At 48.7% G+C, this 13,958-nt stretch carries 11 protein-coding genes; 5 read left to right on the top strand and 6 right to left on the bottom strand.

Annotation, left to right across the window (positions count from 1 at the left end):
• Together Q4488_RS18330 and argH are read right to left on the bottom strand one after the other, a co-directional pair.
• Nucleotides 1–1,422, bottom strand: a 1,422-nt coding sequence (locus tag Q4488_RS18330) for a methyl-accepting chemotaxis protein (RefSeq protein WP_303581972.1), incomplete at its 3' end; no start/stop codon positions are given.
• Between the two features lie 194 nt (nucleotides 1,423–1,616).
• Nucleotides 1,617–3,014 carry an argininosuccinate lyase gene (gene argH, locus Q4488_RS18325; protein WP_303581970.1) on the bottom strand — a complete coding sequence of 466 codons (1,398 nt, stop codon included), beginning with the start codon at nucleotides 3,012–3,014 and terminating at the stop codon, nucleotides 1,617–1,619.
• Between the two features lie 185 nt (nucleotides 3,015–3,199).
• Here argH and hemC point away from each other — a divergent pair, with 185 nt between their 5' ends.
• From hemC to Q4488_RS18305, 4 genes are read left to right on the top strand one after another with little or no spacing between them, the layout of a single operon-like run.
• A complete protein-coding gene (hemC, locus tag Q4488_RS18320) occupies nucleotides 3,200–4,141 on the top strand; it encodes a hydroxymethylbilane synthase (RefSeq protein WP_303581968.1) in 942 nt (313 codons plus the stop codon).
• Nucleotides 4,134–4,916: a uroporphyrinogen-III synthase gene (locus Q4488_RS18315; protein WP_303581965.1), complete on the top strand. Its 783-nt coding sequence runs from the start codon at nucleotides 4,134–4,136 to the stop codon at nucleotides 4,914–4,916. The genes hemC and Q4488_RS18315 overlap by 8 nt, the downstream gene beginning before the upstream one ends.
• Nucleotides 4,913–6,190, top strand: a complete 1,278-nt coding sequence (locus tag Q4488_RS18310; RefSeq protein ID WP_303581963.1) for a uroporphyrinogen-III C-methyltransferase — start codon at nucleotides 4,913–4,915, stop codon at nucleotides 6,188–6,190. The genes Q4488_RS18315 and Q4488_RS18310 overlap by 4 nt, the downstream gene beginning before the upstream one ends.
• Nucleotides 6,190–7,443: a heme biosynthesis HemY N-terminal domain-containing protein gene (locus tag Q4488_RS18305; protein WP_303581961.1), complete on the top strand. Its 1,254-nt coding sequence runs from the start codon at nucleotides 6,190–6,192 to the stop codon at nucleotides 7,441–7,443. The genes Q4488_RS18310 and Q4488_RS18305 overlap by 1 nt, the downstream gene beginning before the upstream one ends.
• Nucleotides 7,444–7,583: 140 nt before the next feature.
• Here the strand turns inward: Q4488_RS18305 and Q4488_RS18300 are convergent, their stop codons facing one another.
• From Q4488_RS18300 to trxA, 4 genes are all read right to left on the bottom strand, one after another.
• Complete coding sequence (locus Q4488_RS18300; RefSeq protein WP_303581958.1) at nucleotides 7,584–8,618, bottom strand: FAD-binding oxidoreductase; 1,035 nt, start codon at nucleotides 8,616–8,618, stop codon at nucleotides 7,584–7,586.
• Complete coding sequence (gene ubiD / locus Q4488_RS18295) at nucleotides 8,611–10,092, bottom strand: 4-hydroxy-3-polyprenylbenzoate decarboxylase (RefSeq protein WP_303581956.1); 1,482 nt, start codon at nucleotides 10,090–10,092, stop codon at nucleotides 8,611–8,613. The genes Q4488_RS18300 and ubiD overlap by 8 nt, the downstream gene beginning before the upstream one ends.
• A gap of 60 nt (nucleotides 10,093–10,152) precedes the next feature.
• The gene (rho, locus tag Q4488_RS18290; RefSeq protein WP_303581954.1) at nucleotides 10,153–11,412 is read right to left on the bottom strand and encodes a transcription termination factor Rho; all 1,260 of its coding nucleotides are present in this window, start codon (nucleotides 11,410–11,412) and stop codon (nucleotides 10,153–10,155) included.
• A 241-nt stretch (nucleotides 11,413–11,653) separates the two neighbouring features.
• Nucleotides 11,654–11,980, bottom strand: a complete 327-nt coding sequence (trxA, locus tag Q4488_RS18285; protein WP_303581952.1) for a thioredoxin TrxA — start codon at nucleotides 11,978–11,980, stop codon at nucleotides 11,654–11,656.
• A 193-nt stretch (nucleotides 11,981–12,173) separates the two neighbouring features.
• Between trxA and ppx the strand changes: the two genes are divergently transcribed.
• The gene (gene ppx, locus Q4488_RS18280; protein ID WP_303581950.1) at nucleotides 12,174–13,685 is read left to right on the top strand and encodes an exopolyphosphatase; all 1,512 of its coding nucleotides are present in this window, start codon (nucleotides 12,174–12,176) and stop codon (nucleotides 13,683–13,685) included.
• Nucleotides 13,686–13,958 lie beyond the last annotated feature (273 nt).

Below are 13,958 nucleotides of genomic sequence, written 5' to 3'. Positions count from 1 at the left end.
CTGATCGATACCCGATGCCTGCGTTTCAATACTACCGATGGTATCCAGAAGCTGCTGACTGACAGCATGACTCAACGATTCAAACTCATGTACCGCCTGTAAGGTTGTTTTACTGTGATCAGCCACCTCAGAGACGCTATGTTCCATCTCCACTGCCGCGGATGACGTCTGCTCTAGCTTGGTGCTCTGCTGCGCCATCGATTGTGTCGTTTGCTGACTGATCGCCGCATTGCTGTCAGCCACCAAGGATAGACGTTCAGCCCCTTTCGCGACACTCTGCAAAATACTCCGCAGCTCTTCCACCACCGAGTTGAGATAACGACTCAGATCACCAAACTCATCTTCTCGCTTCACCTCAAAGACAACACTCAAATCACCTTGCCTAAACGCACTCAGCCCTTGATGGATATGTGCCAATGGCGTACGAATGGTGTGCACTAACAGGGCGGCAACGATCAGCGCAAAGATCACAGCCCCTGCCGACAAGCCGATAATTAACCAGCGCCCAAGCAACACTTCAGCATCAGCCTGAGCTTGCGCTTGAGTCAATATCTGATTATTTTTATCGATAAAACTTTCAACCGCCGAACGGGTTGCAGCAATCAAGGTGTAGGTATTCTGCAAGCGCAACGCCTGAGCGTTACCAGCAACATCCATTGAACGAAGCAAGGAAACAAGTCCTGCATCGCCATAAAAATGCTGCTGAAACTGCTTAATATCGTCTTCATACGCAGTAAACCGCCCCCCCAAACGGATGATGTTGTCATAGCCCTCGGCAATATCCCCCTGCTTTGCTTTAAGAAATTTATCCAACCGAGCAATGCTCTTCGTCCGGTTATAGTTCATGAGCCGAGCCTGATGAATACGCAATGTTTTCGCTAAGTCTTTACCCGCCTTAGCAACCGGCGTACCCACATAATCGACCTGTAACTTACTCAACCCGGCGGACAGCGAACTATCTAACTTACGCAGTTGAATATCCGCATCGATAATATGCCGCTCGTTATCGAGAATCTGACGTTGCTCAATCAACACTTTATCCGCGAGCAAAAAATACTGATCGACTCGTATCGCCACATGCTCCAGTAGTTCCATCAACTCAGCATCACCAGAAACCCGTTCGATCAACAGCTGCTGATCGGCTTTAAAGCTATTCAATTGCTGATCAAATGACTCGCGCTGCTCATTCAGCTCTCTCACCTGTCGCTGTGACAGCGCCGCAAACAACTCATTATTCGCTTCCTCTAAGCGCACCAACTGTCGTAAGCCATCCGTCAGTGACGGCACTACATCCTGAGTAACCTTCTGAAACTTGTGTGAGATTAACTGAATGGCATTAAAACCACCGACGCCCACAACGATGATAAAAACCACCATCAAAGCAAAACCGAGAATCATTTTGTGAGTAATATTAAGTTTCATCTGCATTCCAGTCACGTTTACATCTTGCTCAGACACCCAGAGCGTTTTTGAATCATTAACACCAATGCTTAAACAGATTGATCAATTTACGCTGTTCTGAAATCAAGATCCGATCTCAGTATCCCAACTTGAGTACTAAAAACAAAAAACCCGCTAGGGTTAACCGTAGCGGGCTTGTCTTAATACGTTAGTGCTCAGTCACGTTGAGCCAACATGTCTGCAGCTCGATCACACGCCAAACGCACCTGATTGGGAGCGGTGCCGCCAATATGATCACGCGCACTCACCGAACCATCCAAGGTCAGTACATCAAACACATCATCGCTAATCTGATCTGAGAACTGTTGCAGTTCCGCTAGACTCATTTCACCCAAATCTTTGTTTTGTTCGATACCGTACGCTACCGCTTTACCCACAATCTCGTGAGCATCACGGAAGGGAATCCCTTTACGCACCACATAATCAGCTAGATCCGTCGCGGTAGAAAAGCCACGCAGTGCCGCTTCTCGCATATTGTCACGTTTCGCCTCAATCGCTGGCACCATATCCGCAAACGCTCGCAAACAACCTTTAACCGTATCGATAGCATCGAATAGCGGCTCTTTATCTTCCTGATTATCTTTGTTGTAGGCTAGCGGTTGTGACTTCATCAAGGTCAATAAAGACATTAGATGCCCATAAACACGACCACTCTTACCTCGCACCAGTTCTGGTACATCTGGATTTTTCTTCTGCGGCATAATCGATGAGCCAGTACAAAAACGATCGGGCAGGTTAATAAAGTTAAACTGCGCCGATGCCCACATCACCAACTCTTCCGAGTAACGGGTCATATGCATCATCATGATGCTCGCAGCGGCACAAAACTCAATGGCGAAATCGCGATCGGAAACGGAATCCAATGAGTTTTCAGTCGGCGCGGTAAAACCCAGTAGCTCGGTAGTCAATTGACGATCTATCGGATAAGTCGTCCCCGCTAGCGCTGCAGCCCCTAATGGCAAAATATTGACCCGCTTACGACAGTCCGCAAAACGCTCATAATCTCGGCTCAGCATCTCAAACCAAGCCATCAGATGGTGTCCAAACGTCACCGGCTGAGCCGTTTGTAGATGCGTAAAGCCTGGCATTACCGTCGCCGCTTCTTGACGAGCTAAGCCGATAATACCCTGCTGTAAACGACTAATCTCCGCTAACACATGATCAATTTCTTCGCGCACATAGAGACGGATATCCGTGGCGACCTGATCATTACGTGACCGACCGGTATGTAATTTTTTACCGGTAATACCAATTTTTTTCGTCAGCGCCGCTTCAATGTTCATATGCACATCTTCCAGTGCAATGGACCATTCAAAATTGCCACTTTCAATATCAGACTGAATTTCGCTCAACCCTTGAAGAATATCGGCACACTCCGCTTCACTCAGCACGCCCACTTTAGTGAGCATCTTCGCATGTGCGATAGAGCCCTGAATATCTTGCTTATACATCCGCTGATCAAATTGAACCGATGCGGTAAAGCGCGCCACAAAGGCATCCGTTGGCTCATTAAAACGGCCACCCCATTGCTGGTTGGTTTGTTCTTCACTCATACTGACACCTCAAATCTGTCATCCGCACCGACGGCAAGCGGACCCTGTCCTAAATCAATGGCAAGCATTATACAGCAACCCACCCCTTAACCGCATGTCTGATCGGCTGTTACCGGCTTGCTTATCTGCTAAAATCGAAAAATAATTTGCGTAGTTGATTGGGCAAACGCCCTCCAGGATCCTGTATGACCGATAAAGTAATCCGCATTGCCACTCGTCAAAGCCCACTTGCCCTGTGGCAAGCAGAATATGTCAAAGCCGAACTCGAAAAATTCCACCCAGGTATCACCGTCGAACTCATGGGCTTTACCACTAAGGGTGATGTGCTATTGGATTCGCCGCTATCGAAAATTGGCGGCAAAGGGCTGTTTGTCAAAGAGCTGGAAGTCGCGATGCTCGCCAATGAAGCCGATATCGCCGTCCATTCAATGAAAGATGTGCCGATGGAGTTTCCAGAAGGATTGGGCCTAGCAGTGATCTGCCCGCGTGAAAAGCCCACCGATGCCTTTGTGTCAAACAACTATCGTTGCCTCGATGAATTACCACAGGGCGCTACTGTCGGCACCTCTTCTCTGCGTCGTGAAGCGCAGATCAGAGCCAAACGGCCCGATCTGCAGGTAAACACCCTGCGCGGTAACGTCAATACTCGGCTGCGCAAACTCGACGAAGGCCAATATGATGCCATCATTCTAGCGACCGCCGGTTTAGTCCGCCTCAAAATGGCTGAGCGGATCGCCAGCGAAATGCCGCCGGAAGAGAGCTTACCCGCTGGGGGGCAAGGTGCCGTCGGGATCGAGTGTCGTCTCGATGATACAACGACCCTCGCCTTGCTAAAGCCGTTACACGATCAACAAACCGCTATCCGCGTGACCGCTGAGCGCGCCATGAATCGCCGCTTAGAAGGCGGCTGTCAGGTACCGATTGCTTGTTACGCGACCCTCAACGAGGCCGCTGATGAATTGTATCTGCGCGGTCTCGTTGCCAGCACCGATGGTACTGAAATTCTCCGAGATGAATTGCGTAGCAGTCCGGATCAAGCTGAACAGATGGGTATCGAGTTAGCCGAACGTTTATTAGCGGCAGGGGCCGATAAGATTCTTGCAGACGTGTATCAACAAAATGGCTAAACCTCGAGTACTCGTCACGCGGCCGCACCATCAGGCTCACGACCAAACGGCGCTACTTAGCCGTCTAGGTCTCGAGCCTGTGTCACTGCCGCTGTTAGAAATCAGCCCAATTTGCGAGCCAGATCCAGCCTTCGCTCCACTAAAAAGTAGCATTTTGGATCTCGATCACTATCACAAAGTGATTTTTATCAGCGCCAATGCGGTCACCATAGGCATGGATCTGATCGATCAGTATTGGCCGCAACTTCCGCTCGCCATTGATTGGCTAGCTATTGGCCATCAAACCGCCCTCAAACTCGCGACCTATGGCATCACCGCCAGTCACTCTTCAGCCGGCTATGACTCTGAAGCGTTACTGTCATTACCGCTACTGCAAAACATGCAACACCAGAAAGTACTCATTATGCGCGGCGCCGGTGGTCGAGAAACACTGGCGGCACAGCTACGTCTGCGTGGAGCCCAAGTTGACTGTGCCAATCTTTACCATCGTCGTTTACCCCTCTATACCTACGAGCAGATCATGGGTACTATCAAGGATAAGCCTCTCGCTGCTGCCCTGTTAACCAGCGGAGATGCGGTGCATAACCTAACTCAGCTGATCAACGAGCACGCGCTTAGCGCCCTGAAGCATACAACATTGGTTGTACCCAGTGCCCGCGTTGCCCGAATTGCAGCCGAGTTAGGCTATACTCGAATTATGACCGCCAATGGACCGGATAATCAGGCAATGGCAGAAACAGTTTTATCGACTATCGATATGGATGACAGAACATGAAAAAAAGCGGGAATAACAATCCAGCCACTTCAAATAAACCAGAAGAAGTGCTTGAGGGAGAGCTGATCAAGAAGGATTCCGCCCCCGCCGATAAACCAGAAGGGACGGATAGCAACGCATCAACGAAGCCATCGCCGGACAAATCAGCCAAAACGAACAATAAAAAAACGGCCAATCCAAAACCTGAAGAAGCGCAAGCCTCTCCGCCACCTGAACAACCTGCCGCGCCCAAAGCAAAACCCAGTTGGGCCGGACGCATTGCACTGCTACTAGCACTGCTCGCCATTATAGGTGTAGTTTACCTTTACTGGCTGCAGCTGCAATCCGGCACGCAAATGCAGCAATCACAGCAAAGCGTCACCACCGAACTCAACGCTACACTGACTCAAAGCCAGCAACAGTTTGAGCAACAGATCGACAGCCTCAATCAGCAGCTCTCAACACTACAAAGCAAAGCAGCGCAAGATCAGTCCAACGTCAACGAACTGCAAGCACGATTGACTCAAAGTATTCAGCAAGTCACTGCCGCGCAGAATAACAATCGTGAAGACTGGCTGTTGGCCGAAGTTGAATATTTACTACGTTTAGCCAATCAACGAGTACTCATGGAACAAACCCCTCGAGGCGCACTCCAATTACTCCGCTCTGCCGATAAGATTCTCAGTGAAACCGACGATGTCACTATCTACGATATTCGTAAAGCTGTTGCCGCCGATATCGCCGCACTCGAAGCCGTACCTGAACTCGATATCGAAGGCGTGTTTCTACGCCTAAGTGCCCTCAGTACTCAGGTTGATCATCTCCAGGTTATTCCGCTGACAGAACAACATAAACTACCGGATCTATTGGATCAGATGAAGAGCGAAGAGTTCGCCTCTAGCTGGAGCACCGATATCAAACAAGCTTGGGCAACCCTATCGGAACAAGCCAGTCAGTTGATTGTGATCCAAAATCGTAGTGAACCGGTCGAGCCTCTGTTATCACCACAGCAAAGCTATTACCTGCAGCAGAACCTGCATCTGATGCTGGAACAGGCGCAACTGTCTTTGTTACAACGTAAACCTAAAAGCTATCTCAATAGTCTTACCAAGGCACAGCAATGGATAGGCACTTACTTTGAGCAAAATGCCAGTAATACTCAATCCCTGCTGAAAGCCTTGGAAGAGCTGAAACAAGTCGAAGTCGCACCGCAGATGCCAAGTATCTCCGGTTCACTCGCCGCGCTCAAAAACTACGTTAAAGCGATGCGTAAACTGAAAGAGGGAGCTGCCTGATGAAACGCGTATTTATCCTGCTGCTATTATTCCTCTTTGCCGGTACTTGGATCGGCCAGAAGATGATTCAAGACTCCGGCTACACCCTATTGGCCTACGGCCAAACCACCATTGAAATGAGCCTATGGGTCTTTTTAGTTTTAATCGTAGTGCTGTTTTTTGCACTCCACTGGGGTATCAACCTCTTTAACCGCTCACTCCAGTCAGGCACTCGCTTACGTCTCTGGAGCGGCAGCCGTAAAAGCCGTATCGCTCACGATAAAACTCTCAAAGGCTTGATTGCTCTATCCGAAGGCAATTGGTGGAAAGCACAACGGTTGCTCTCCAAATCAGCCGACCATGCAGACCTCCCTCTGATCAACTATTTGGCAGCCGCGCATGCGGCACAAGAGCAAGGTGACGAACAAGCCTGCGACGAGCTGCTACAAAAAGCGAGAAGTGCAACACCTGAGGCCGAGATCGCTGTGGGTATCAATCAAGCACAGACACAACTGGCCCGCGGTCAGTTGGAGCCCTGCTTGGCGACATTATTGAGCCTGCGTCAACAGGCCCCCAAAAATACCTATGTCATGAAGTTGCTGAATAAAGTCTATATTGAGCTCGATGACTGGCAAGCGGTCAAACAGTTAATTCCGTTGCTACGGAAAAACAAAGCCTTAAAACCCGAAAAGCTGCTCGAAACGGAACAACTCTGTTATCAAAACCTGTTAGAGCTGAGCATTACCGAAGGCAGCTCTCCCGAAGAGCAACGCAAAGTGCTCGCAGAAACTTGGCATAATATGCCCGGCCAACTGACTCAAGATGATGTTCTCGCGCGTCACTATACGCGTCTATTAGTGAGTATCGGCGCAGAAGCCAAGGCAGAACCGGTGATTCGCGATCTGATTAACCGCAATAGCGACAACGAACTGATTAACCTCTACGGCCGCATCGAAGGTGATAACCTTAAAAAACAGTTGGAAAATGCCCGTCATTGGCTGAAAGATGATCCACTGAATGCCGACCTACTACTCACATTAGGACGCCTGTCACAGCGCAATCAGCACTGGGGCAAAGCCGTTACCTACTTCGAGCAGAGCCTAGAGCAAAGCCCTAAAGCCGAAACCCTCAGCGAACTGGCAAGACTGCTAAAAAACCTCGGTGAAGCAGACAAACTGCGTCAGCTAATGGATCAGCATCTGAGTGTCATCGGCGGCGGTCTGCCTGCCCTGCCACTGCCAAACAAAGGCACCACGAAGATTGCCCCGCTTTAAAGCATCATGCCCCATGTAACTAAAAAGAGAGCCAATGGCTCTCTTTTTTTGTATACCTAGCGGGATAAGTTCACCCCCTGAATGTTGCTAGCGCTTACTATTCCCGCTGCCTTTCATGCTCGTCTCATTAGCGACTGATTTTATTGACGGGGTGCATAAGCGAACACATCCGAATGTATCTGTGTCATTTGTAGTCCCTTCGCTTCACAGGCATCAGTCAGCGCGTATACCATCGCTGGCGAGCCACTGGTAAAGATCTCGGTGTTCTCAAAATGTTCAAAGTCTGCCACGACAGCCTCCGGCAGTAATGCCGTACGACCGGTCCAATCGGGGCTACTCTGCGGCTCACTAATGACCAGATGAACCTGAACGTTGGTATGCTCTGCGGCCCATTGCAACGGTAGTCTGTGGAGATAAAAATCAGCCTCTGCCCGAGCCCCCCAATAAATATGGATGGGATTACTCACTTGGTTTGCCAGCAGATGCTCAGCGATACTCTTGATTTGCGAGAAGCCCGTACTAGCCGCGGCCAAAATCACCGTGGTATCGGCCGCTAATGCCTCGGCTTCAAGATAACAATCACCCTTCGGCAGTTCAATTTCAACGCGGGGGTTATGGGTTAGATACTCAATAATGGCCAGCGACATTTCGCCTTCCGGTATCCGTCGAATATGCAGCTCAATATCACTGCTCAAGTCCGGTGCGCTAGCAATGGAAAAAGCCGCCCGACGCTGATCTGGCAAAATAATTTCGAGATACTGTCCCGCATGAAATTCTATCGCTTGACGCCCTGTCACCGGCAGATGCAAACGTACTCGATAGACATCATCGCTAAGTTGCTCAACAGCGGCGATATCACAAACCAGTTTTTTCATCTGTAACTCTCCTGGGCGAAGTAACCCATCAATTTCTATCTTGATATCACTCACAGGCACCGCCGTACATGCATAAACCTGAGCTGGCTTATCTTCAGCCAGCAAACATAACTTAAGGGCCGGATAACGTTGTTCAATATGGCCCTGTAGCAGTGTGATTTTACAGATCTGACAAACACCGTTACGGCAGCTAACTCGCATACGATAGCCCGCCTGATGTAGGCTATCGAATATCGACAATCCCGGCTCAGCATCGATCGAGTACAGATCATTAATGCTGATACGGTAACGCTCAGTCACTCGAAATGCCTAACTGATCCCAGATATCATCGACTCGCTGCTTCACGTCATCCGACATCACAATGGGTTCACCCCATTCACGGGTGGTCTCACCTGGCCACTTATTAGTGGCATCCATACCCATCTTTGAACCCAAGCCTGAAACCGGCGAGGCAAAATCGAGATAATCGATCGGCGTGTTATCAATTAACGTCGTATCCCGAATCGGATCCATCCGAGTGGTAATAGCCCAAATAACATCATTCCAATCGCGAGCATTGATATCATCATCACAAACGATAACAAACTTGGTATACATAAACTGACGCAGGAATGACCAAACGCCGAGCATGACGCGCTTCGCATGCCCTGGATACTGTTTCTTCATCGTCACCACCGCCATGCGATAAGAACAGCCTTCAGGGGGCAGATAAAAATCAGTAATTTCAGGAAACTGCTTCTGTAGAATCGGCACGAACACTTCATTCAATGCCACCCCCAACACCGCAGGCTCATCCGGTGGACGCCCCGTATAAGTGCTGTGATAGATAGGATCAGGCCGGTGCGTGATTCGCTCTACGGTAAACACAGGGAAACTATCGACCTCATTGTAATAACCGGTATGATCACCAAAAGGACCTTCGTCAGCCATCTCATCTGGGCTAATATATCCCTCGAGAATAAACTCAGCACTGGCAGGGACTTGTAGATCACTGCCAAGACACTGTGTCACTTCGGTTTTGCCGCCACGTAATAGGCCGGCAAACGCATATTCAGACAGACTATCGGGTACCGGTGTTACCGCGCCGAGAATGGTCGCCGGATCGGCACCCAGCGCAACCGCAACCGGAAAGTTCTCTCCCGGATGTTGCTGCTGCCATTCACGAAAATCCAGCGCCCCGCCTCGGTGCGCCAACCAACGCATAATCAGCTTATTCTTTCCAATTACCTGCTGACGATAGATGCCTAAATTTTGCCGCGACTTATTCGGCCCCCGCGTAATCACTAGCGGCCAAGTCACCAGTGGACCGGCATCTCCTGGCCAACAACGCTGTACCGGAATTTTACCTAAATCGACATCATCGCCTTCAATCACATGGGTTTGACACGCCGCATGACGAACCTTTTTCGGTCCCATGTTCAAGACCTGTTTGAAAATCGGTAGCTTCTCCCAAGCATCTTTCATGCCCTTGGGAGGCTCAGGCTCTTTCAACATCGCCAATAGCTTGCCGACTTCTCGTAGACTAGCGACATCGTCTTGTCCCATACCCAACGCTACACGTCGCGGAGTACCGAACAAATTAGCCAATACTGGATAATCATAGCCTTTAGGGTTTTCAAACAGTAGCGCGGGCCCGCCCGCCCGCAGAGTGCGATCACAGATCTCCGTCATTTCCAAATTGGGATCAACTTCGACGCTAATTCGGATCAATTCACCCTGTTGTTCAAGGCTATCAATAAAGTCACGCAGGTCTTTGTATTTCAGGTTTGACATAATATTCAGCTATAAAAAAGGGCAAGCGCTAAGCTTACCCTTTGATAACAAAGATATGAATTATGAACGACGCATAGAGAGGAAGAATTCGTCGTTCGTTTTGAAGTCTTTCAGTTTATCGAGCACAAACTCGATAGCCGCTGAATCTTCCATTGGATCGAGTAACTTACGTAAAATCCACATCCGTTGTAGCTCTTCTTCACTGGTCAGCAAATCTTCACGACGTGTACCAGAGCGACGAATATTAAAAGCAGGATAAACCCGCTTCTCAGCCACTTTACGATCCAGATGTACTTCAGAGTTACCAGTACCTTTAAACTCTTCGAAGATCACTTCATCCATCTTCGAGCCGGTATCCACCAAAGCGGTAGCAATAATAGTCAAGCTACCACCCTCTTCGATATTACGAGCAGCACCGAAGAAACGCTTAGGCCGCTCTAACGCATGCGCATCCACACCACCGGTCAACACTTTACCGGATGATGGAATAACCGTGTTATAGGCACGCGCCAGACGTGTAATAGAATCGAGCAGGATCACGACATCCTGTTTGTGCTCAGTCAGACGTTTGGCTTTTTCCAGCACCATTTCCGCCACTTGTACGTGACGTGACGGTGGCTCATCGAAGGTTGAGGCAACCACTTCACCGCGAACAGTCCGTTGCATCTCGGTAACTTCCTCAGGACGCTCATCGATGAGCAGAACAATCAGGTGAACTTCTGGATTGTTACGCTTGATCGAGTTAGCAATATTCTGCAGCATCAGGGTCTTACCCGCCTTAGGCGGAGACACTAACAATGCCCGCTGACCTTTACCCATCGGACAAACCAGATCGATAACACGGGCAGTCAAATCTTCAGTACTGCCGTTACCTAGCTCCATTTTCAACCGTTCTTGCGCAAACAGCGGCGTCAGGTTTTCAAACAGAATCTTGTTCTTTGCATTTTCTGGCTTATCAAAGTTGATTTGATCAACTTTCAAAAGCGCAAAGTAACGTTCACTGTCTTTAGGTGGACGAATCTTACCGGAGATCGTATCACCGGTACGCAGATTGAAACGACGGATCTGACTCGGGGAGACATAAATGTCATCCGGACCAGCGAGGTATGAACCTTCCGCCGATCGCAGAAAGCCAAAACCATCCTGCAATATTTCCAGCACGCCATCGCCATATATATCCTCACCACCCTTAGCATGACGCTTAAGAATCGCAAAAATAACATCTTGTTTACGGGATCGCCCCAGATTATCAAGTCCCATCTCTTTCGCTATTTCTAGCAATTCGGGGACACTTTTCTTTTTAAGTTCGGTAAGATTCATAGGTATATGTAGTGTAGGAAGACAGGTCAACGCCTTGAGCGGAACAGCAATAATTAACTATTCGGGTCAGATTGAATTGATAATGTGAAATTAGAGTTCTAAACCAGAGCTGTTATGCAGGGATCTGGAACAGAATCCGATGTTTGGAAGTGACACTATAATGCGTTGGTTAAAAAGAGTCCAGTAAATCAGGGAGCAAACCGTGATCCTGGTCACTCCCGACGATTTTTAGCCCGCAGACTTAGATATTTTCTTCAATAAATGCCGCTAATTGAGATTTAGACAGCGCACCCACTTTAGTGGCTTCAACATTGCCATCTTTAAACAGCATCAAGGTAGGAATACCACGAATACCAAATTTAGGGGGAGTTTCATTGTTTTCATCGATATTCAATTTGCAGACTTTAAGCTTGCCATCATACTCTTTAGCAATCTCTTCAAGTACCGGAGCAATCATTTTACAAGGGCCACACCACTCTGCCCAATAATCAACTAATATAGGGCCATCAGCTTTCAATACATCATCTTCAAAGGAAGCATCGGTCACGTTAATAATATTTTCACTCATAAAAAGCCTCTGTAGTGATATTCACACAATAGAAATGGATACCGATCATACCACTGTCATCAAACGATTGTGAATACTGGCTGAATCTCCACCGAGATCAATACCACCAACCATATCAACATTGCTGACACTCTAATCAGTAACATATATCTGCTAATATGGAGGCATTATCTTTTTTTTAAAGTGCATCCATATGAATCAACCTACCACTAGCACTCATGAGCCATCTCTGTTGGCCGCCATTGACCTCGGTTCAAACAGTTTCCACATCGTTATCGCCAAATTAGTTCAAGGTGAACTTCAACCCATTGACCTACTATCTGAAAAAGTTCAACTAGCTGCAGGTCTCGATGAAGATCGTATTCTCAGTGCTGAAGCAATTCAGCGAGGGCTAGAGTGTATGGAACGCTTTGCTCAACGAGTACGGGACATCCCCGAACAGCAGATCCGCATTGTCGCCACCAATGCTCTAAGGGAAGCGGTTAATAGTGACGACTTTATTATCGAAGCTGAAAAGATTATGGGCTGCTCGATCGAAATCATCGCCGGCATTGAAGAAGCTCGGCTAATCTATCTCGGAGTCTCACATACGCTTGCTGGCGATAATGACCGCCGCCTCGTGATCGACATCGGTGGTGGCAGCACAGAGTTTATTATTGGCGAACGATTTGAACCCCTGGAGCTAGCCAGCCTCGAAATGGGCTGCGTAAGTTTTAATAATCGCTATTTTCCCAACGGTTGTATTACCGAAAAAAACTTTCAGCTTGCTGTCTTTGGCGCACTGCGTGAACTGCTCAATATCAAACGCACTTATCGTCAACGCCGCTGGGATGATTGTGTCGGCTCATCCGGTACCATAAAAGCCGTGCGTAATGCCTGTATCACCTTAGGCTATTCAACCGATAAAATTAGCGCCTCAGCGTTGCAGAAATTAAAACAAAAGATTCTCAGTTATAATCATGTCGATGAAATTGAGATTGAAGGCCTGAAAGAAGAACGTCGAGCGGTATTTCCGGCGGGCATCGCGATTCTGTCGGCGGCGTTTGAATCTTTGGGTATCAAAGAGATCCGTTTTTCCGATGGCGCATTACGTGAAGGTCTACTCTATGATATGACTGGTCGATTACGCCACGAAGATATCCGTGAGCGCAGTATCAACGCAATGATGACACGTTATCGTGTGGATCAAGCGCAGGCGATGCGTCTCGAACAAACTGCTCTGATCGCACTGACACAGGTTCGCGAAGACTGGAATCTCGATAATAATGAGTATCACAACATGCTCAGCTGGGCCGCCCGCTGCTGCGAAACCGGCCTCACAATTGCGCGAAGCCAATACCATAAACACAGCGCCTATCTTCTGCTCAACTCAGATCTATCCGGATTCACTAAACGACAACAGATTCAACTGGCCGCGATCGTACAAGGTCATCGACGTAAGTTTCCCAGCAGCACTTTTGAGCAGCTACTGCCTCGAGAAGCGAAACATTTTAGTCGGCTAACCATTCTATTAAGATTAGCCTTTGTCCTCAATCGTAGCCGTAGCCGAGAACGCCTCCCCTCTTTTCACTTAACCGCAGCAGACAACACAATCTCTCTAAGCTTCCCCGATAACTGGCTTAATCATCAACCTCTCACCCAAGCCGACTTAGAACAAGAAGCCGGCTATCTGGCTAATGCCGGTTATACGCTGAAATTTAAATAAACAATAGCCGAGGTTCGAGGGTAGGATGATCGGCGCTCCCCGTACAGCTGTGAATCACACCGGTGGTACGAATAGAATACCTACCCGCCCTCGTCGCGATAAACACATTCACACACTAAAACACATCGCGACGAGGGCGTGGCTCCTACCCTGACTGATACGCTTTTTCGGACTGCGGACCACGGCTTTTAAGGCTGTAAAACGAAAAAGCCCCGATCAAGCGAATGATCGGGGCTGTCTCTTATTTGGTGCTTGGCGATGACCTACTCTCGC

The organism is Amphritea sp. 1_MG-2023 (genome assembly GCF_030547545.1).
GTDB lineage: Bacteria > Pseudomonadota > Gammaproteobacteria > Pseudomonadales > Balneatricaceae > Amphritea.
Note: the sequence above shows the minus strand (reverse complement) of the source record. Positions and strands in the feature narration are given on the sequence as shown.